The organism is uncultured Thermanaerothrix sp., from assembly GCF_938028735.1.
Lineage (GTDB): Bacteria > Chloroflexota > Anaerolineae > Anaerolineales > Anaerolineaceae > Thermanaerothrix.
In genome coordinates this window covers 58250-76157 of the sequence record NZ_CALIMF010000001.1, presented here as the reverse complement: position 1 = coordinate 76157, position 17908 = coordinate 58250, and the positions used below count along the sequence as shown (strand labels likewise).

The window sequence follows — 17908 nt, the reverse complement described above, 5'->3', positions numbered from 1 at the left end:
TTGTGAAGATTAATGGTGGCCTCTCCCGTAGTTGGGCGTAAAACCCTGCTGCTGATGAGCCTGGCGATATGCGTCGGGCTGCTGCTTCTGGGCGTAGCGGCTGTTGCCCATGCTCAAGCGGTTGAGAAAGTACTCCTCCGTCAAGTAGATAGCACTCATTTTCCCACACTGAGCGTTTATTTTGAGGTCTACAACGCCGACGGCCAATTCTTCACCGACCTGCAAAGTGAAGCCCTTCAGATTATAGAAAACGGTCAGCCGCACGCCCCCCTTGGGGTGACCCTTCTCACCCCTGGCGCCCACCTGATCCTGGTCTTCAATTACGGCCCGGAATGGAGCGTAGGATACGCCCAGCGCTCCCGCTTTCAATACCTGCGCCAGCACTGGCTGGACTGGGCGCAGGCACAACCCGCCAATACCTATGACCGCCTCAGCCTGATCACCAACAGCGGCCTCCAATTGGTACGCAACGGTGATCCGGCACGCTGGGCCGACTGGCTGGAGACGGTGCGCCCCGACTTACAACGGGAAACGGCTTCACTCAACGGTCTAACCCGCGCACTCGACCTAGCCAGTAGTGTTGATCCCACCAATCCCCAACGTCCGGTCATTTTCTTCGTCACAGCGCCACTACCAGGTTCGACACTGCCTGCCTTGGCTGACCTCCGTCAGCGCGCTCAGACACAAGGAGTGCCTGTTCATGTCTGGCTGGTGGCTAACGCGCGAGCACCCACCCGCCTGCCTCAAAATTACGCTGCCCTGAATGATTTGGCTATCCAGAGCGGGGGACAGTTTTTGCTCTTCAGCGGGCCCGAACCGCTACCCGACATTGAACCCCTGCTCCAACCCCTGCGTTTCAACTACCGCGCGACCTACACCTCCACCCTCACCACCAGTGGGAGCCACGAACTGGTGGTGAGGGTGATGCAAAACGGTACAACGCTGGATTCTGAACCGCTCACCTTCGACCTCAATGTGCTCCCCCCTAATCCCATCCTCTTAGCGCCCCCCGCTCAGATCACTCGCTCGTGGGAAGCCTCTGCGGAACGCGAACCTCGTCTTTCCCCGAGCACCTACGCCTTTGCGCTCATCACCGAGTTTCCTGACCAGCACCCCCGCCCCCTGCGTGCTGCTCGCCTTTTTGTGAACGATGCTCTGGTTGTCGAGCGTTTGCAAGCCCCGTTTGAAACGCTGGAGTGGCCCCTTGAGCAGATCACCACCGGTGGGCGCTTTCGGATCCGGGTGGAGGTGGAAGATAGCCTGGGGCTCAAAGGGCAGAGCCAGGAGTGGCCATTGGAAGTCCTCATTGCCGAACCGCCGCGCAGTCTGCCGGAACAAGCCATGGCGCGCCTCACCACGCCACAGGTTCTGCCCCTGTGGGCCCTGATCATGAGCGCGGCCATGTTGGGATTGATCCTCTGGCGCTGGCGCGCCTATCACCGCCTGACCCAATCGCTATATACTCGCCTTGCTCCCGGTAAAGACAAGGGGGCTACGCCTGTCAAACGCTCCACCCCTAGCACATTCCCCACAGCCACACCCCCTCAAGAGGCCCCTGCCTGGCTGGTCTGGCTGCGCAGCGAGGATGTGCCGTTCTTTTTTGTTCAAGACGCAAGTGCCGATCCTCAAGGTGAGATGCGCTTTTTTGCGCTCCCCCAGGCCGAAGTCACCCTGGGTAGTGACCCCCATCGAGCCGTCCTCTGTTTCCCCCACCCTAGCGTGGAAAGTGTACATGCCCGCATTGTACCTGGCCCGGAGGGGTTTAAACTGGTAGATGCAGGTTCCACAGCAGGGACTTGGTTGAACGCCGCTCCCCTTCCACCCGAAGGGGCATTGTTGAACCACGGGGATATTTTTCATCTGGGAAGCGTAGCCCTCCGGTTCGAAACCCCTCACCCTGCACCTCCTCCGTATCCCATGCTGCTGCCTTACGAGGATACTTTATGATCCGCTTGCCCCGCCCCCACCTTCCGGTTGTTACACTTTCCGACCGCGGACGTCAGCGCCGTAACAACGAGGACCGCTTCCGCGTGTGCCCCCTGACCAACCCTCACACACCAGAGATTCCCGTGCTTCTGGCTATCCTGGCAGATGGAATGGGTGGCCACCAAGCCGGCGAAGTTGCCGCCGAACTAGCCGTAACAAAAGTGGAGGAATTTGTTCTCGATCACGGGGATGACCTCTCCCCACCCCCTCTGCTCTTCGAAGCCCTTCGTTATGCCAGCCAGATTATCTACGAACAGGCACAACGCAACCCCGATCAAAGTGGTATGGGGGCCACTTGTACCTGTGCCTGGATTCAAGGGGAGCGGCTTTACATTGCTAATGTGGGGGATTCACGGGTCTACCTGATTCGAAATGGACAGTCCCAACGCTTGAGCGTAGACCATACCTGGATTCAGGAAGCGCTGGATAACGGCTGGATCACCCAAGAGGAGGCACTCAATCATCCTCAGGCCCACATGATCCGTCAGTTCCTCGGCTCGGCCACGCCCCCCGAGGTGGATCTACGGCTGCGCCTTTCGGCTCAGGAAAGTGATCTGCAGGCGCGCGCTAACCAGGGACTATGCTTGAAACCCGGCGACTTTATCCTCTTGTGTAGTGATGGGTTAAGCGATTTGGTAGATGACGAGGAAATAGCCCGCCTGCTCAACCTACACCCCATGGAACAGGCCGCCAGAAGTCTGGTGGATCTGGCCAACCAGCGCGGCGGGTATGACAACATCACCCTTATCCTGATCAGCATTCTCTAATCGGTTTCTGCCAAGATCCCTGCAGCACGTGCCCGCACCAAAATACCCTCGGCACGCCGAATAACCGGGCGATCTACCATCTGCCCCTGCCAAGCAAAGGCGCCTTTACCCTGCGCCTGGTAAGCCGTGAAAGCCGCCATCAGTTCACGCGCCCAAGCAATTTCCTCGGCTGAAGGCGTGAAAGCCGCCTGCACCGGGGCCACCTGGTTGGGGTGGATGATCTGCTTGCCCGTAAACCCCAAGGTGGCACCACGCTCCGCTTCCTGGCGCACCCATTCCACATCCTGGAAATCCACCGTGACCCAATCAATGGCCTGCAAGCCGAAAGCCGCTGCATGAAGTACCAACGTGCTGCGCGCGTGAAAGAGTTCCCAGCCCTCACGGGTGCGCCTGACCCCCAATTCGGCGGCTAAATCCTCCGCACCAAAGATCAAAGCCTCCAGACGCGGCGTTGCCTGGCAGATTTCGGCCAAATGGAGAAAAGCCTGCGCCCGTTCGATAATGACCATCATCATCAGACTACCCACCGGGCGGCCCGTGCGTTGTTCCGCTGCCTCCAGGTAAACTGCTACTCGACGCAAGTCTTCTGCGGAGAGCACTTTTGGGACCACAATACCGTCTGGGCTGGCCAAGAGGGTAGTCTCTAGATCGGCCTCGGCCAATCCGCTCTCCAGCCCATTGATACGCACCCAACGTTCTGCCCTCCCAAAATCCAGTGTCCGGAGGGCCTGCACCACGTTACGCCGTGCCTCCTCCTTGCGGTTCTGCGCCACCCCATCTTCCAGATCCAGACACACGCAGTCCACCCCCAGCGTGGTTGCCTTTTGCAGTTTCCGCCAGTCATCGGCCGGTACATAAAGCAATGCTCGTCGCGCTCGCAATCCTTGCCTCCCACGTCTGTTTCAAGGTCGAGATGAATTATAATGCTAAGCGCCTCGCCTTTTCGCGGGCTTGGACTCTTCATCAACGGACAGTAGGATGCTCGACAACCAACCGCTGGATTTTCTGAAACATCTCAATCCTGAACAATACCGCGCGGTAACCGCCGGTGAAGGGCCTATCCTGGTGTTAGCCGGACCAGGCTCGGGCAAGACGCGCGTCCTCACCCAGCGGATTGCTTACTTGGTCAAGGCCATGGGTGTGCGACCTCATCACATTCTAGCCGTCACATTTACCAATAAGGCCGCCCGCGAGATGCAACACCGCCTGGAGACCCTCTTGGGCGAACAAAGCCAGTCCATCTGGCTAGGCACCTTTCACGCCGTCTGCGCCCGCATTCTACGGCGTGAAGCGGCCTATCTGCCCTTTGATCAGAACTTCGTGATCATGGATGCTGACGATCAAATCGCCCTGGTGCGTCAGGCGCTCAAGGCGCTGAATCTCGATGAGAAACTTTACCGCCCGGCCGGCATTCATGCTACCATCTCCATGGCTAAGAACAATCTTATCTCCCCTGAGGAATTCATCCCCCGCACCTACCGCGACGAAGTTGTCAAGCGCGTTTACCAGCAGTACCAAACCTTCCTGCGCAACAACAACGCAGTGGACTTTGACGACCTGCTGATCGAAACCGTGCGCTTGTTTCGCGAAAACCCGCCTGTGCTAGAGCGCTATGCTGGGCGCTTCGAGCACGTGCTGGTAGATGAGTTTCAAGACACCAATCTGGTGCAATACGAACTGCTCAAGTTGTTGACCTCGGTGCACCAAAATGTGTTTGTAGTGGGCGATGAGGATCAATCCATTTACCGCTGGCGCGGGGCGGATTACCGCAACGTGTTGCGCTTTGAATCGGAATTTCCGGGGGTCAAGAAGATCCTTCTTCAGCAAAATTACCGTTCCACTCAAACCGTCCTGGACGCTGCTCAAGGGGTCATCAACCGCAATCACCAGCGCACACCCAAGCGCCTTTTCTCTGACCGTGGACGCGGTGAGCCGATCATTTTATACGAGGCCGTGGATGAATTTGGGGAAGCCACTTTTGTGGTAGATACTATCCGTCAATGGATGGAAAGCGGTAAGGCCCGTGGCAGCGACTTTGCGGTGATGTATCGGACTAATGCCCAATCCCGTCTGCTGGAAGAGGCCTTCCTACGCGCAGGCATTCCCTATCACCTCGTCGGTGCCCAGCGCTTCTACGGCCGCCGGGAGGTCAAGGATGTAATCGCTTTCCTGCGCCTGGCCCAAAACCCAGATGATGAGATCAGTCTGCTGCGTGTGATCAACGTCCCGCCGCGCGGAATCGGCGAAAAAACCTTGGTCGCTTTGCAATTGCTAGCTCGCGAGACCCATCAATCCCCCGGTCACCTCCTGCTTGAGTTGGGCGAAAAAGGGCATGAGTCCCCCTACTGGGCGCGTTTCCCAGGGCGCAGCGCCATGCTCCTAGCCGATTTTGGAGGGCTACTGGCCAACTGGCATCACGCCCGTGAAACCCTGAGCCTGATTGAATTGTTCGACCGCATCTTGGCCGATGTGGGTTATGAGATTTATATCAATGACGGTAGTGAGGAAGGTCAGGATCGTTGGGAGAACGTCCAGGAGTTGCGCCGCCTGGCCTTTGAATACCGCGAGCGCGGCTTGAACGCTTTTTTGGAAGACTTAGCGCTGGTCTCCGATCAGGACACGCTACCCCAAGATCAGAATGCGCCCACCTTGCTCACCCTGCATGCGGCTAAAGGACTAGAATTTCCGCAGGTTTTCATCATTGGGCTGGACGAGGGGCTACTGCCCCACAGCCGCTCACGAGATGATCCAGAGGAGATGGCGGAGGAGCGCCGCCTCTTCTACGTAGGCCTGACACGAGCTAAAGATCGGGTTTACCTAGTGCGCGCTTTACGCCGTAGTGCCTATGGCGTTGCCGTTGAACAAGAACCTTCACGTTTTCTTCAGGATATTGACGAGCGTTTGCTTCGGCGCCAGGGGTACCGGCGTACCCGCTCAGCCGCTACTACTTGGTCAGTAGAGCGTTCGACCTCTTCGCCCGTGCCACCCTCACCTGCCCATGCTGCCATCTTGCAGCCCCGCTACCGTCCTGGTCAGCGCGTACGCCATCCCACTTGGGGCGAGGGCATGGTGGTGGATAGCCGCATCCAGGAAGATGGCGAAGAAACCGTGGACGTGTTTTTCGAAAGCGTGGGCTTTAAGCGGGTTATTGCCTCTCTGGCACGTCTAGAAGCCATTAATCCCGACTAGGTTCGATAGCCACTCAAGTTAGCCGGACACCCGCTCCTGCGCTAAACCCCGGGGCCCTCTCTCAACCTGCCTAGAGCGAATATAAAGCAAGTTTACACAACTTGTTGAAATTAAGATATATAGGACTATAATAGTGTTAGTTACATTTATCACAATTTGAATCGCATATATTCCTAGGAGATCCCTTGATGAAACGCCACAATTCTAACACTACCCACCCTCATATCGTGATCGTGGGAGCCGGCTTCGGCGGGTTGCGCGCAGCGCGCGCACTAGCAAGCGCCCCTGTGCGCGTAACACTCATTGACCGTCGCAACTACCATCTCTTCCAACCTCTTCTCTATCAGGTTGCTAGCGCCGGCCTAACACCGGAGGAAATCGCTTATCCCATACGCAGTATCCTGCGGCGGCAGAGGAACCTAACTTTTATGTTAGCGGAAGTGTACCGTGTGGATCTAAAAGACCACCAACTATTCACCAGTGCTGGCGCAATCCCTTACGATTACTTGATCCTCGCCGCCGGCAGCGTGACCAACACCTTTGGCCTTTCCTCCATCACCCAACACGCCTACGGGCTCAAGGACATAGATGAAGCCCTTGCCATCCGCAACCACGTATTAAGCCGCTTTGAACTGGCAACTCAGCAAACTGACCCTAAATTGCGGCAGACCATGCTGACCTTCGTGGTCGTGGGAGGCGGTCCCACTGGCGTAGAATGCGCGGGTGCTCTCGCTGAATTGATCCGTCTGGTACTGCGAAAGGACTACCCCGACCTGATGTTGAGCCAGGCGCGCGTGATTTTGCTGGAGGCCACCGACCGATTGCTGAGCCATCTCCCACCCGACTTGGGTCAGGCCGCTCAGAGGGCCCTACGCCAGAAAGGGGTAGAAGTCTGGTTAGGGGCCCAGGTCCAGGATTATGACGGACAATGCGTGAAACTGACCGATGGACGCGCTCTACCCACTCAAACCCTGATCTGGGCCGCCGGCGTTCAGGCTGCCGAACTGATCCAAAACCTACCAGTAACACTAGGAGCACAGAAACGGGTGCGTGTCTTGCCAACTCTGCAACTACCGGGATACCCGCGCGTTTTCGTCATCGGCGATGCTGCTTACCTTGAAGATGAAGGCGGCCGCCCCCTGCCCATGATGGCGCCGGTTGCCATGCAGCAGGGCGAGCACGCGGCCCGTAACATCCTGCACAATCTGCAAGGACATCCCCTTCAGCCATTCCGTTATCGTGACCTGGGGAGCATGGCCACCATCGGTCGCAATCAGGCAGTTGCCGCGCTCTTCGGCCTACACCTCAAGGGCTGGATAGCCTGGCTCATTTGGCTTTTTGTCCACCTGATGCAATTAGTGGGCTTTCGCAACCGGCTGGTCGTGCTGATCAACTGGGCTTGGGAATACTTCCGCTATGAACGCGCCGCCCGGCTGATTTACCCACCGCCTCAGGCGCACCAGGGCATTCCTTCAACCGCATCCCAACCCAGCGAAACGCCATCAGTAGCCTCACTCGCTGCCCCTCACATCCATTCCTAAGCAGCCGCCTATCTTACCTCGTGTTCAAACGCAGTCTCTGGTTCGGCCTGGGGTTGCGCAGCCTCGGGTGAGCCTCCTCCCGGTACGGCAGATGGCCTGGCTCGACTTAAGGCTAGAAAAAGCACCACACTGACCAAGCCAACAGCGCCCCCTCCGTACCAAATATAACGCGGCCCCAAATGATCGTTCAGCAATCCACCCAACACCGGCCCGATCCCCGAGGCTAGTCCCCAAGTTAACCCATAAATGCTCATATAGCGCCCCCGCATGTCTTCTGGAGCCCGCCCGGCTACATAAGTAGTAGAAGTAGGGATCAAAATCAACTCCCCAATGGTCATGACCACCATGCTGAGCCAAAAAGCCCAGAAATTGCGCCCCCAAGCCACACTAGTCACTGCGGAGGCATAGAACAACGATCCCACTGCCAGCACTGGCAGAGGTGGAAAGCGTTTGGTCACCCACGTGACCGGGATTTGAAAAAGCACCACCATCAGTGCATTGGTGGTTGGAATCCAACCGTAACGGCTTTCTGGCAAGCCGAAATTTTGCTTGGTATAGACCGAAAGCAACACCCACAACATGGCCGCACAAATCTGGGTCAGGGTGAATGTCATCGTGAAGGCCAAAAACGGGCGGTCACGCAGTACCCGCCCGTACCCACCGAAACGCTCACGAGGGATGGGGGATACAGCCCCTGACCTCATTCCTTGGCGGCGCGGCAGCGTCTCGCGGGCGCGCAGAGCGATCAGCAGCCCGTACAGACTCATCCCTGCCGCAGCACACAAAAAGGCCATCTCATAGGACACACTGGCGATGAACCCACCCACCGCCGGACCAATCGCCACTCCCAGGTTGTTGCTCAACCGCAGCATAGAATAGGCCTCAGCCCGCTGCTCAGCAGGAATCAGGTCTGCCATCATAGCATCTGCACCAATACGATACAGCGGGTTAAAGAACCCTTGAAGCACCATCAATCCGGCAAAGGCAGGATACGTATGGGCTTGGCGCATCAGAACGTACCCCATCCCATTGACCATTAGGCTGATTACCATCACCCACTTCCGCCCTAGGTAATCTACAATTGGACCAGCTAGGAAGGAAGCTCCTAAGCCCACCGCGGCATTCAAGGTGATCAGACCAGCCGCCGAGGTTAACGGCAATTGCAAGCGCTCGCTGATATAAATCATCAGGAAAGGCCAGATCATGCTGGCCCCCAAGGTACTGATGAACATCCCCACAAACATCAACCAAAATTGGGGGGGATAAGGGGTTCTGAAAGCACGCCGTAAAGATTGCATCCTTGATCTCTCCAACAGGGCATCCAAGTTACAGGTGCTCGAACTCTATCTGGTGAGCCGACGCCCATGGGCGGGTATCCGCCGCAAATTTTACACCCTCTGGCCCTTGGTGGTACAATAGAGGCCAAGAACAGGTAAGGAGGCCACATGGTAAGTCAGGACTTATTAGACATCTTACGTTGCCCAGCCTGTGTGCGCGAACGCGAAGGTCTGCTGGATCTGGTTCGCGAGACTTGGCTGGTTTGTCGGGACTGTGGACGCAAGTACCCAATCGTGGAAGACATCCCGGTGATGCTGATTGATGAAGGCAGCAAATGGATGGAAACCCCGATAGAGGATCTGCCGGTACCACCCCCACCCCCGGCGTGAACTGGCATCCAACTTGCACCTTACCCTTGAGTATGAAATTCTCAATCCCAAAGGGTTGAAAGCCTTATGTCGCAACTGCGCACACGTACGCTTCCCCGGCGCCTTCATTTGGATCGCCTGACACTTATTGTAATGATTGTGTTCCTCGTTCTGGCACTGGTAACCGGCTGGGCCGCCTTTTCATTGGCGCGCACCTTCTTCCGTTCATGGAGCATAACCAATCTGGGGGGTGTCCCGGTGGGTCCTAACACAACAAACCCCGCCGGTCTTTCCGCTACCAATGTTCCACTTAACCAGCCCCTCCAGGAAAACGGGCCAGCACCCGAACCCTGGGACGGCAAGAGCCGTGTTACTGTGCTCGTTATGGGGTTGGACTACCGTGATTGGGAAGCTGGCGAGACACCACGCACCGACACGATGATGCTCCTAACCCTGGACCCATTAACCCGCACTGCCGGGATCCTTTCAATCCCGCGCGATATGTGGGTTAACATCCCTGGCTTTGACTACGGGAAAATCAACACCGCTTACTTTCTGGGTGAGACGTACAAACTACCCGGTGGTGGACCAGGGCTGGCGGTAGAAACCGTGCGTCAGTTCCTGGGAGTCCCGATCAACTACTACGCCCAGATTGACTTTTACGCCTTTGAGCGCTTCATTGACGAGATTGGAGGCATCAAATTACGCGTTCAGGAGCCGATTACCCTCTACCCTACCGGCAACCGTCCCAAAGTGCACCTCGAGCCCGGTGTCTATTCAGTAGGAGGGGACCTGGCGCTGGCCTATGCGCGCAACCGCTATACCGAGGGTGGAGATTTCGACCGTGCTCGGCGGCAGCAAGAGGTCATTCTGGCTATTCGTGACCGCATTTTGCAGTACGACCAAATTCCCAAACTGATCGCCAAGGCTCCGGTGCTATACAATGAGTTATCAGCGGGCATTCGCACTAACATGACCCTGCAAGAGGCTATACAACTAGCCTGGCTGGCTGTGCAAATCCCAGCCGAGAACATCAAGCGCGGCGTGATCGGCCCGAATGCGGTAGAAATGGCCACCTCACCGGACGGCCTGGATATCCTTATCCCCATTCCAGATCAAATTCGCCTGATCCGAGATGAAATCTTCTCCACCAATGGTGCCGTTGGGCCGGCGGCAGTGGCCCAAGACCCCAAGGTGCTGATGGAAGCAGAAAACGCGCGCATTGTCGTGCAAAATGGCACCAGCGTGGCAGGCCTCGCCGGACGCACCGCTGAATTCTTGCGCAGTAAGGGCTTTAACATCGTTCAGGAGACCAATGCGGATAACCTTTATGGCCAGACCACCATTTTCCTCTACAGCCCCAAGCCCTACACTTTGAATTACCTTATCACCGTCATGCAATTGCAAAATCCGCGTATCTACAACCGCTACGATCCCAATGCCGAGGCGGATCTTGCCATTGCGCTGGGCAACGACTGGGCGCAGAGCAATATCCTGCCCTGAGCCCTTGACCGAACCCCCACCCATTGCTGCCGGTCGTATGACCGGCAGTTTGTTACTATCGTTCGGCCTGGACCCGTTGTGACCAGAGAAAAAGATCAATAGGGGGACTTCTGGAGAATAAACACTCCAAGAGCCCCTGATCTTCCAGAGCGGTTTCTCCTAGAACCTAGGAGAAAGTGTCAGCAACCGCTTGCCGAGCCTTTACCTGACCAACCAGGGGGCTTAGAACCCTTCCAGTTTTGAGAAATCGGCCACCCCATCTGCCAAGGCTACGATGCGCTGGAGTAGGCCAAGGCGATTGGCACGCCGTGCGGCATCCTCCGCCATAACCAATACCTCATCAAAGAAGCGATTGATCACCGGGATCATGGGCAGGAAGACCTTGAAGAAATCCTCCACACTGCCGGGCCGGCGGGGGGTAACCTCTGCCTGAAGCAGCGCCGAGAGCAAGTGCTTCTCCGCCGGTTCAACCAAGCGCTCGGGCTCAACCGCGTAACGCTCGGTTTGGTCACGGGTAATCCGCACACAGCGCGCATAAGCGGGCAGTATGACATTCCAATCCGGACGGCTCACCCACGTGCTCAATTCCCGCACGGCGCGAGCGGCAGCGGCCGGGTTGTGCCCTTGCGCAGCCAGCACGGCGGCTACCACGTCGTAGCGGTAACCCTGCTCCAGCAATTCATTTTGCAAACGCCCTACAATGAAATCCAGACACTCGGTCTTGGCCTCAGGGCTCACCGGTACCGGCAAGCCTTGTGCCGCTGCTTCCAGCCCCTGGCGCAAGTCAAAATCCAGATTCCAGTGGATTAGGTTCTGCACCAAACCCAGCGCTGCGCGACGCAAGGCAAAGGGATCTTTGGTACCAGTTGGCGCCAGCCCCACTGCAAATAGCCCCATCAGCGTATCCAGACGATCCGCTAATCCCAATACCAGTCCCGCCGGCGTCTCAGGATAGCGATCGCCCGCAAAGCGCGGCAGATACGCCTCGAAGATGGCCTCGGCCACCGCTTGAGGCTCACCGCTTTGAAGCGCATAATACCGCCCCATCACCCCTTGCAGTGAGGTCATCTCAACCACCATATGGGTCACCAAGTCAGCCTTGCACAAGTGGGCCGCGCGACGCGCTGCAGCCGCATCCTCTGGCGCCAATCCTACCATAGGGATTAATCGCTCTACTAGCGCCTCAAGACGCTGGGTCTTATCCAGCATGGAGCCGAGTTTAGCCTGGAACGTAAGCGTACCCAGCCGCGGTAAGTAATATTCCAGCGGATGCTTCAGGTCTTCGCGAATAAAGTAAGCCGCATCCGCAAAGCGCGCCCGAATCACCTGCTCATTGCCATCCGTCACCACCTCCAACCCCTCCTTCCCACCGTTACGCACGGCAATGAAATAGGGCAGGAGCTGTCCGTCGCGGGTATAGACTGGAAAGTAGCGTTGGTGCTTTTTCATCACCGAGACCAGCACCTCTTCCGGCAGGCGTAGGTACTCGTCCTCAAACCTACCCCTTAAAGCCGTGGGGGCTTCAACCAGGTGCGTGACTTCATTGAGCACGGCCTCATCCAAATGCTCCGGGTCACCCCCTACCTCGGCGATCAAAGCCCGCGCCTGCTCGGCAATACGGGCCTTACGCTGCTCTGGATCCATAATGACACCCTGCCGCTCCAAGAAGATGCGATGATCGTTGGGGTGAGAGATGACAAAGGTGGTTGGCTCAGCAAAGCGCAAGCCACGGGTCACCCGTCCAGAGGTTAAGCCCGCATAGGTAAACGGAATAACCGTCTCACCATGCAGTGCCACCAACCAGCGAATTGGACGCGAAAAAGCCACACCGCTACTATTCCAGCGCATCGAACGCTCGAAGCGTAGGTCGGCGATCACTCCCGGCAGGGCCTCAGCCAACACGTCCACCGCAGGGCGCCCGATCTCGCGCACGTGAGCCACTACATAGCGCCCTCCATCTATTTCAGCCACGGTCAGCGTCTCAACCGACACGCCTCTACTGCGGGCAAAGCCCTCCGCCGCCGCAGTTGGACGCCCTTTGGCATCAAAAGCGCGGTTGGCCGGCGGGCCCTTGACAACCAATTCACGGTCGGGTTGCCGCCCAACCAGATCTTCCACCCACACTACCAAGCGGCGGGGCGTCCCCCAGACCTGGACAGCTCCATGGGCCAGGTGCAATTCATCCAATAGCGCTGGCACTCGCTGACGCAATTGCGCCAGGGCGGCCTCAAGATCTGCCGGGGGGAGTTCCTCGGTGCCGATCTCGATGAGCAGGGTTTCCCGCTCCGGAATGGAACGAGGCAACTCACCCACAACTGCGGTCTCACCCATTTGGGTCACCGGTTTGAGCCAGGGGAAGCCCAGTGCCTGACGTTGGGCCACATAGGCCTCAGCCACACGCCGCGCCATATCCCGCATGCGCGCGAAGAGCACCTGACGCTCGGTTACACCTACCGCCCCGCGCGTATCCAACACGTTGAAGGTGTGCGAGCACTTCAGAACATAATCGTGCGCTGGCAAGACCAGTCCACGCGCTAGGGCAGCCTCAGCTTCAGCCTCAAAGAGGGCAAACATCTGGCGTAGGCGCTCCACATCGGCAACCTCAAAGTAGTACGTGCTGTGCTCGCGTTCCCCCTGCAGGTTGACATCTCCATAAGTGCGTTCGGCGTTCCAGCGGATATCCCGGAAGTTGCTGACGCGCTGCAGCGCCATGGCAATGCGCTCCAGCCCGTAGGTAATCTCCACCGAAACCGGTTCCAACACCATCCCGCCGGCCTGCTGAAAGTAGGTAAACTGAGTGATCTCCAACCCATCCAACCAGACCTCCCAGCCCAGGCCCCAAGCCCCCAGCGCCGGGGATTCCCAGTTATCCTCAACAAAGCGGATATCGTGCTCGCGCGGATCAATGCCTAAGGCTTCCAGCGAGCGCAGGTAAATCTCTTGTGGATTGCCCGGATCCGGTTTGAGAATGACCTGAAACTGATAATGCTGTTGCAAACGGTTAGGATTTTCGCCATAGCGCCCATCATCCGGGCGAATCGAGGGCTCCACGTAAGCCACGTTCCAGGGCTCCGGCCCCAAAACACGCAAAAAAGTAGCCGGGTTCATCGTTCCAGCGCCGACCTGGGTATAGTAGGGTTGCCAGATCAAGCACCCTTGCTCGGCCCAGAACTGCTGTAATTTCATAATAATGGATTGAAAATCCAAAGAGTCTCTCATGGGTTGCCAAACTCCTAAGCAAATAATCCACTAGCCTTTTGATTATACCAAAGCCAAGCACATTCCCTTTAACCTAATGGCCTGCTCAAGTGTTGCGGAGTGTGAAAGAGATCATCCAGGATTGAAGACGTTCATCCTATTGACTCAGGGGCATAAATCCAGTAACCTTGTAAATGGATCGAAACAAGCGGAGGCGCCGCCGTGCCAATTCTGGCCTACATAAGCCGAACTTGTAGCGGGCATACAACCGGGATGCCCGCTATTAGTTTCTCCTGGCTGTCAGTGCTTCCACATCCCTAAGTCCTCCTTCTAAATTCCAACCCTCTCAGGAGAGATGCTTATGACGGGTACGACCAATGCTTTCGAAATGGCTCAGCGTCAATTTGATCATGTGGCCGATCTGCTTCAACTTGACCCACAGGTACGCGAAATCCTACGCTGGCCGATGCGCGAGTACCACTTCCGCATCCCCGTGCGCATGGATGATGGCACCATTCGCGTCTTCCAGGGTTTCCGCGTCCAGCACAATGACGCCCGTGGGCCGTGCAAGGGCGGCATCCGCTTCCATCCTGCTGAAACCATTGACACAGTGCGCGCCCTGGCCACCTGGATGACGTGGAAATGCGCTGTGGTCGATCTGCCACTCGGCGGCGGCAAGGGCGGTGTCATCGTAGATCCGGCAACACTTTCAGAAGGCGAAAAAGAGCGTCTGGCGCGCGGTTATATCCAACAAATCTGGCGCAACATCGGACCGCGCCAGGATGTCCCCGCGCCGGATGTGGGCACTAACCCCCAGATGATGGGCTGGATGATGGACGAGTACTCCAAATTGGTCGGGCAATATACCCCTGGCGTCATTACTGGCAAACCGGTGGGCGGTGGCGGTTCGCTGGGACGCACTGAGGCCACCGGGTTTGGCGTCATCTACGCCGTTCGTGAGGCTCTCAAGCACCTTAACCTGGAGCCCTCGCGGTGCGTGGCCGCTATCCAGGGCTTCGGTAATGTGGCCCAGTATGCTGCGGTAGGCTTCACCGAGATCCTTGGTGGCAAGGTGGTATGCGTCTCCTACTGGGATCGCGAAGATCGCACCGCCTACACCGTGAGCAAAGCGGATGGAATTGATCCGCGCTTTCTCATGAGCATTACCGATCAGTATGGCACGATTGACAAAACCAAGGCCCGCGCCGCTGGCTATACAATTGAAGATGGCAACGCCTGGCTAAGCAAGGAAGCCGACGTCCTCATCCCGGCAGCGCTTGAGGGACAGATCAACGCCGATACCGCACACCTCATCCATGAGCGGGTCAAACTGATCGCTGAAGGCGCCAACGGGCCTACCACCCCCGAGGCGGATGACGTCATCCGCCAACGCGGCATCTTTATGATCCCTGACTTCCTATGCAATGCTGGCGGCGTGACCGTGTCTTACTTTGAGAGCGTCCAGAACGATATGAACTTCTACTGGACAAAAGAAGAGGTACTTCAGCGCCTGGATACTAAAATGACCCAGGCCTTCCACGCGGTGCTAGACCTTTCGTTGAAGGAGGGTGTCTTCATGCGCGATGCCGCTTACATGGTGGCGATCAACCGCGTAGTTAAGGCCATGGAACTGCGTGGCTGGATTTAGGGATGGTAGATTGTAAATGCGCCGCACAGAGCGCCCGGCATGGTCCGGGCGCTGATGATTTTAATCTTTCTCAAAGCCTTGTTTGACGCCTAACCACTTGTCGTGTATAATAAAAACTGCCTGCGGGCAACCTTCAGGCAGTTTTACCAATTGATTGGCATGATTTCCTGGAATGGAGGTCATATCGCGCTGGGCAAGTGGGCAAAATGAGTAACCAACCCGTTTGAGATCGCCCTCGGCTGCAAGTGCGGTATGCAGCCGAGTTTTTTGCCCGTGCGCAGGATAGGCATCATTATTCCAAACCCGAAAGGAGGTGAGTGCGTTGACAATTGTGATCTTGCGGCCCAATGAAAGCCAGGAGCAACTGCTCAAGCGCTTCCGCAAGAAGGTCGTCAAGAGCGGTGTGTTGAGCACCGTACGCCGGAAGCGCTGGTTTATCTCCAAGAGCGAACTGCGTCGCCTGGAACAGAAAAAGGCCATTCGCCGCATGAAACGCCGCCAGATGTCACGTGCTTCGGAGTAAGCCCTCGCTCATCGGGTTTGGTGAAACGGTCTGGAGGTTCTCGATGGCCAAAGAAGAAGAAAAGATTCAGGTGGAAGGCACAATTGTAGAGGCATTGCCAGGTACGCAATTCCGTGTGCGCTTGGATAACGGCCATGAAATCCTGGCTTACCTCTCCGGGCGGATGCGGAAGTATTATATCCGCATTCTCCTCGGTGACCGGGTACGGGTAGAAATGTCACCCTACGATCTTACGCGCGGCCGTATTGTCTATCGTCAAAAGAAGGCTGGCGAACCGGCGCTTGAGGGAGAATAACCCCCACCTGGACTTATTTCCGCACCCTATTTGCTTTATGTAGAACGGGCAACTCACTTATCTCTGGTTGCCCGTTTGTTTTTAAGCGAAAGAGGACCGTTGTTATCAACGGCCCCCTTTCTCCCTTCCCACTGCTACCAATAAACAGCACCCACCCACACAATCTTTAGCGCGGAGGCAAGATCACCGTATCAATCACGTGGATCACGCCATTCGTGGTTTTGATATCAGTCAGGATGACCTGGGCTTCATTGACATATACCCTGCCATCCTGAACCTTGATGGTTACAGGCTTGCCCAGTGCGGTTTCGGCACGCTCCAATTTCACTACATCCTTGGCTAACACCCGACCGGGAACCACATGGTAGAGCAGAATGTCAGTCAATTGCTTCTTGTTGGCTGGCTTAAGGAGGCTATCCAGAGTCCCCGCCGGTAACTTAGCAAAGGCTTCATCAGTGGGCGCAAACACGGTGAAGGGGCCCTCACCTTTGAGCGTCTCCACCAGCCCCGCTGCTTGCACCGCTGCAACTAGCGTGTTGAACTTGTTGAAAATGGCCGCGTCAACAATATCTTTGGGCAAGATCACCGTATCAATCACGTGGATCACTCCGTTGCTGGCTTCAATATCAGTGATGATAATTTGCGCCTCATTGATATAGGCCTTACCCATATCAACCTTGAAGAATACTGAGGTGCCCAGAGCCGTGTCAGCAATCAGACCATCCTTCACCTCCGCTGCCATTACTTTGCCTGGCAGAACATGGTAAAGAAGGATATCGGTTAACTGCTGTTTATTCTCGGGCTTGAGCAGGGTCTCAAGCGTACCTTCAGGTAGTTTAGCAAAGGCCTCATCTGTCGGAGCGAAGACGGTGAACGGACCCTCACCCTTTAATGTCTCCACTAAACCCGCGGCTTTGACCGCTGCTACTAGAGTGGTAAAGCGCCCATCTTCCACAGCAATGTCCACAATATCTTTCTTAGCTTCTGCTGTCATGCTGGGCGGCAGAATAACAGTATCAATCACATGGATGACGCCATTAGAAGCCTCAATATCTGTGAGGATCACTTGCGCATCGTTGACAAAAACCTTATTGCCCTCGACCTTTATGCTAACAGGTTCACCGGCTACCGTCTGAGCCTCGCTCAGCTTAACCACGTCCGCAGCCATAACCTTACCCGCCACTACATGATAGGTCAGAACTTTGATCAACTGATCCTTGTTCGCGGGCTTGAGCAGGCTTTCAAGGGTCTCCTTGGGCAGTTTGGCAAAGGCTTCATCCGTAGGGGCAAAGACGGTGAATGGGCCTTCACCCGCTAGTGTTTCAACAAGTCCCGCCGCTTGAAGAGCGGTCACCAGCGTACTAAAGCGCCCGTCTGCAACGGCAATATCTACGATGGTTCGAGGGGCAGGGGTTGCCGTCGGGGGAATGGGTGTTTGGGTCGGCATAGGAGGTGAAGTGGGCTCAGGAGTTGCAGCAGGTGCACACGCTGCCATCACTAAAGCCACCCCAACCAACAAAAGCAGTAGACGTTTCATGGTCTTCTCTCCTAACAAAGTATTGGATTTCCACATCCATCGTGGTAAATAGAGTTTATCTATCTGCATATGGTT

Annotated in this window: 13 protein-coding genes; 9 read left to right on the top strand and 4 right to left on the bottom strand. The window is 56.5% G+C overall.

What is annotated here, in order from left to right:
* Positions 1-12 precede the first annotated feature (12 nt).
* On the top strand, positions 13-1947 hold the full coding sequence (locus Q0721_RS00315; RefSeq protein WP_299024117.1) for an FHA domain-containing protein: 1935 nt from the start codon (positions 13-15) through the stop codon (positions 1945-1947).
* Positions 1944-2753, top strand: coding sequence for a PP2C family serine/threonine-protein phosphatase (locus Q0721_RS00310; protein ID WP_299024115.1), 810 nt, complete (start codon positions 1944-1946; stop codon positions 2751-2753). Before Q0721_RS00315 ends, Q0721_RS00310 begins: the two co-directional genes overlap by 4 nt.
* On the opposite strand, the gene Q0721_RS00305 is transcribed toward Q0721_RS00310, so the two are convergent.
* Positions 2750-3634 (bottom strand): CoA ester lyase, encoded by an 885-nt coding sequence (locus Q0721_RS00305; RefSeq protein ID WP_299024113.1) that lies wholly within the window; start codon positions 3632-3634, stop codon positions 2750-2752. The two genes, Q0721_RS00310 and Q0721_RS00305, sit on opposite strands and share 4 nt — an antisense overlap.
* A gap of 97 nt (positions 3635-3731) precedes the next feature.
* Here Q0721_RS00305 and Q0721_RS00300 point away from each other — a divergent pair, with 97 nt between their 5' ends.
* Positions 3732-5942 carry a UvrD-helicase domain-containing protein gene (locus Q0721_RS00300; RefSeq protein ID WP_299024111.1) on the top strand — a complete coding sequence of 737 codons (2211 nt, stop codon included), beginning with the start codon at positions 3732-3734 and terminating at the stop codon, positions 5940-5942.
* A gap of 188 nt (positions 5943-6130) precedes the next feature.
* Positions 6131-7483 (top strand): NAD(P)/FAD-dependent oxidoreductase, encoded by a 1353-nt coding sequence (locus Q0721_RS00295; RefSeq protein WP_299024109.1) that lies wholly within the window; start codon positions 6131-6133, stop codon positions 7481-7483.
* 8 nt (positions 7484-7491) lie between these two features.
* Here the strand turns inward: Q0721_RS00295 and Q0721_RS00290 are convergent, their stop codons facing one another.
* Entirely contained in the window at positions 7492-8781 is a 1290-nt protein-coding gene (locus Q0721_RS00290) for an MFS transporter (RefSeq protein WP_299024107.1), read from the bottom strand.
* A 147-nt stretch (positions 8782-8928) separates the two neighbouring features.
* On the opposite strand from Q0721_RS00290, the gene Q0721_RS00285 reads away from it, so the two are divergent.
* Together Q0721_RS00285 and Q0721_RS00280 are read left to right on the top strand one after the other, a co-directional pair.
* Positions 8929-9150, top strand: coding sequence for a Trm112 family protein (locus Q0721_RS00285; RefSeq protein WP_299024105.1), 222 nt, complete (start codon positions 8929-8931; stop codon positions 9148-9150).
* 66 nt (positions 9151-9216) lie between these two features.
* Positions 9217-10632 carry an LCP family protein gene (locus Q0721_RS00280; protein WP_299024100.1) on the top strand — a complete coding sequence of 472 codons (1416 nt, stop codon included), beginning with the start codon at positions 9217-9219 and terminating at the stop codon, positions 10630-10632.
* A gap of 222 nt (positions 10633-10854) precedes the next feature.
* Here Q0721_RS00280 and glyS read toward each other — a convergent pair whose 3' ends face one another.
* Entirely contained in the window at positions 10855-13851 is a 2997-nt protein-coding gene (gene glyS / locus Q0721_RS00275) for a glycine--tRNA ligase subunit beta (RefSeq protein ID WP_299024098.1), read from the bottom strand.
* 340 nt (positions 13852-14191) lie between these two features.
* Here glyS and Q0721_RS00270 point away from each other — a divergent pair, with 340 nt between their 5' ends.
* The 3 genes from Q0721_RS00270 to infA all read left to right on the top strand — a co-directional run bounded on the left by Q0721_RS00270 (position 14192) and on the right by infA (position 16296).
* Positions 14192-15478, top strand: coding sequence for a Glu/Leu/Phe/Val dehydrogenase (locus Q0721_RS00270; protein WP_299024096.1), 1287 nt, complete (start codon positions 14192-14194; stop codon positions 15476-15478).
* A gap of 313 nt (positions 15479-15791) precedes the next feature.
* Positions 15792-16001 (top strand): 30S ribosomal protein S21, encoded by a 210-nt coding sequence (gene rpsU / locus Q0721_RS00265; protein ID WP_236690018.1) that lies wholly within the window; start codon positions 15792-15794, stop codon positions 15999-16001.
* Positions 16002-16044: 43 nt separating this feature from the next.
* A complete protein-coding gene (gene infA, locus Q0721_RS00260) occupies positions 16045-16296 on the top strand; it encodes a translation initiation factor IF-1 (RefSeq protein WP_299024090.1) in 252 nt (83 codons plus the stop codon).
* A 166-nt stretch (positions 16297-16462) separates the two neighbouring features.
* Here infA and Q0721_RS00255 read toward each other — a convergent pair whose 3' ends face one another.
* The gene (locus Q0721_RS00255) at positions 16463-17833 is read right to left on the bottom strand and encodes a fasciclin domain-containing protein (RefSeq protein WP_299024088.1); all 1371 of its coding nucleotides are present in this window, start codon (positions 17831-17833) and stop codon (positions 16463-16465) included.
* Between the last annotated feature and the right edge of the window lie 75 nt (positions 17834-17908).

Bases quoted from the DNA above. Each gene is read 5' to 3' on its own strand.
- Q0721_RS00290 (WP_299024107.1), bottom strand. From the start codon at position 8,781: ATGCAATCTTTACGGCGTGCTTTCAGAACCCCTTATCCCCCCCAATTT.
- Q0721_RS00300 (WP_299024111.1), top strand. From the start codon at position 3,732: ATGCTCGACAACCAACCGCTGGATTTTCTGAAACATCTCAATCCTGAA.
- infA (WP_299024090.1), top strand. From the start codon at position 16,045: ATGGCCAAAGAAGAAGAAAAGATTCAGGTGGAAGGCACAATTGTAGAG.
- Q0721_RS00285 (WP_299024105.1), top strand. From the start codon at position 8,929: ATGGTAAGTCAGGACTTATTAGACATCTTACGTTGCCCAGCCTGTGTG.
- Q0721_RS00310 (WP_299024115.1), top strand. From the start codon at position 1,944: ATGATCCGCTTGCCCCGCCCCCACCTTCCGGTTGTTACACTTTCCGAC.
- Q0721_RS00295 (WP_299024109.1), top strand. From the start codon at position 6,131: ATGAAACGCCACAATTCTAACACTACCCACCCTCATATCGTGATCGTG.
- Q0721_RS00315 (WP_299024117.1), top strand. From the start codon at position 13: ATGGTGGCCTCTCCCGTAGTTGGGCGTAAAACCCTGCTGCTGATGAGC.
- Q0721_RS00255 (WP_299024088.1), bottom strand. From the start codon at position 17,833: ATGAAACGTCTACTGCTTTTGTTGGTTGGGGTGGCTTTAGTGATGGCA.
- Q0721_RS00270 (WP_299024096.1), top strand. From the start codon at position 14,192: ATGACGGGTACGACCAATGCTTTCGAAATGGCTCAGCGTCAATTTGAT.
- glyS (WP_299024098.1), bottom strand. From the start codon at position 13,851: ATGAGAGACTCTTTGGATTTTCAATCCATTATTATGAAATTACAGCAG.
- Q0721_RS00280 (WP_299024100.1), top strand. From the start codon at position 9,217: ATGTCGCAACTGCGCACACGTACGCTTCCCCGGCGCCTTCATTTGGAT.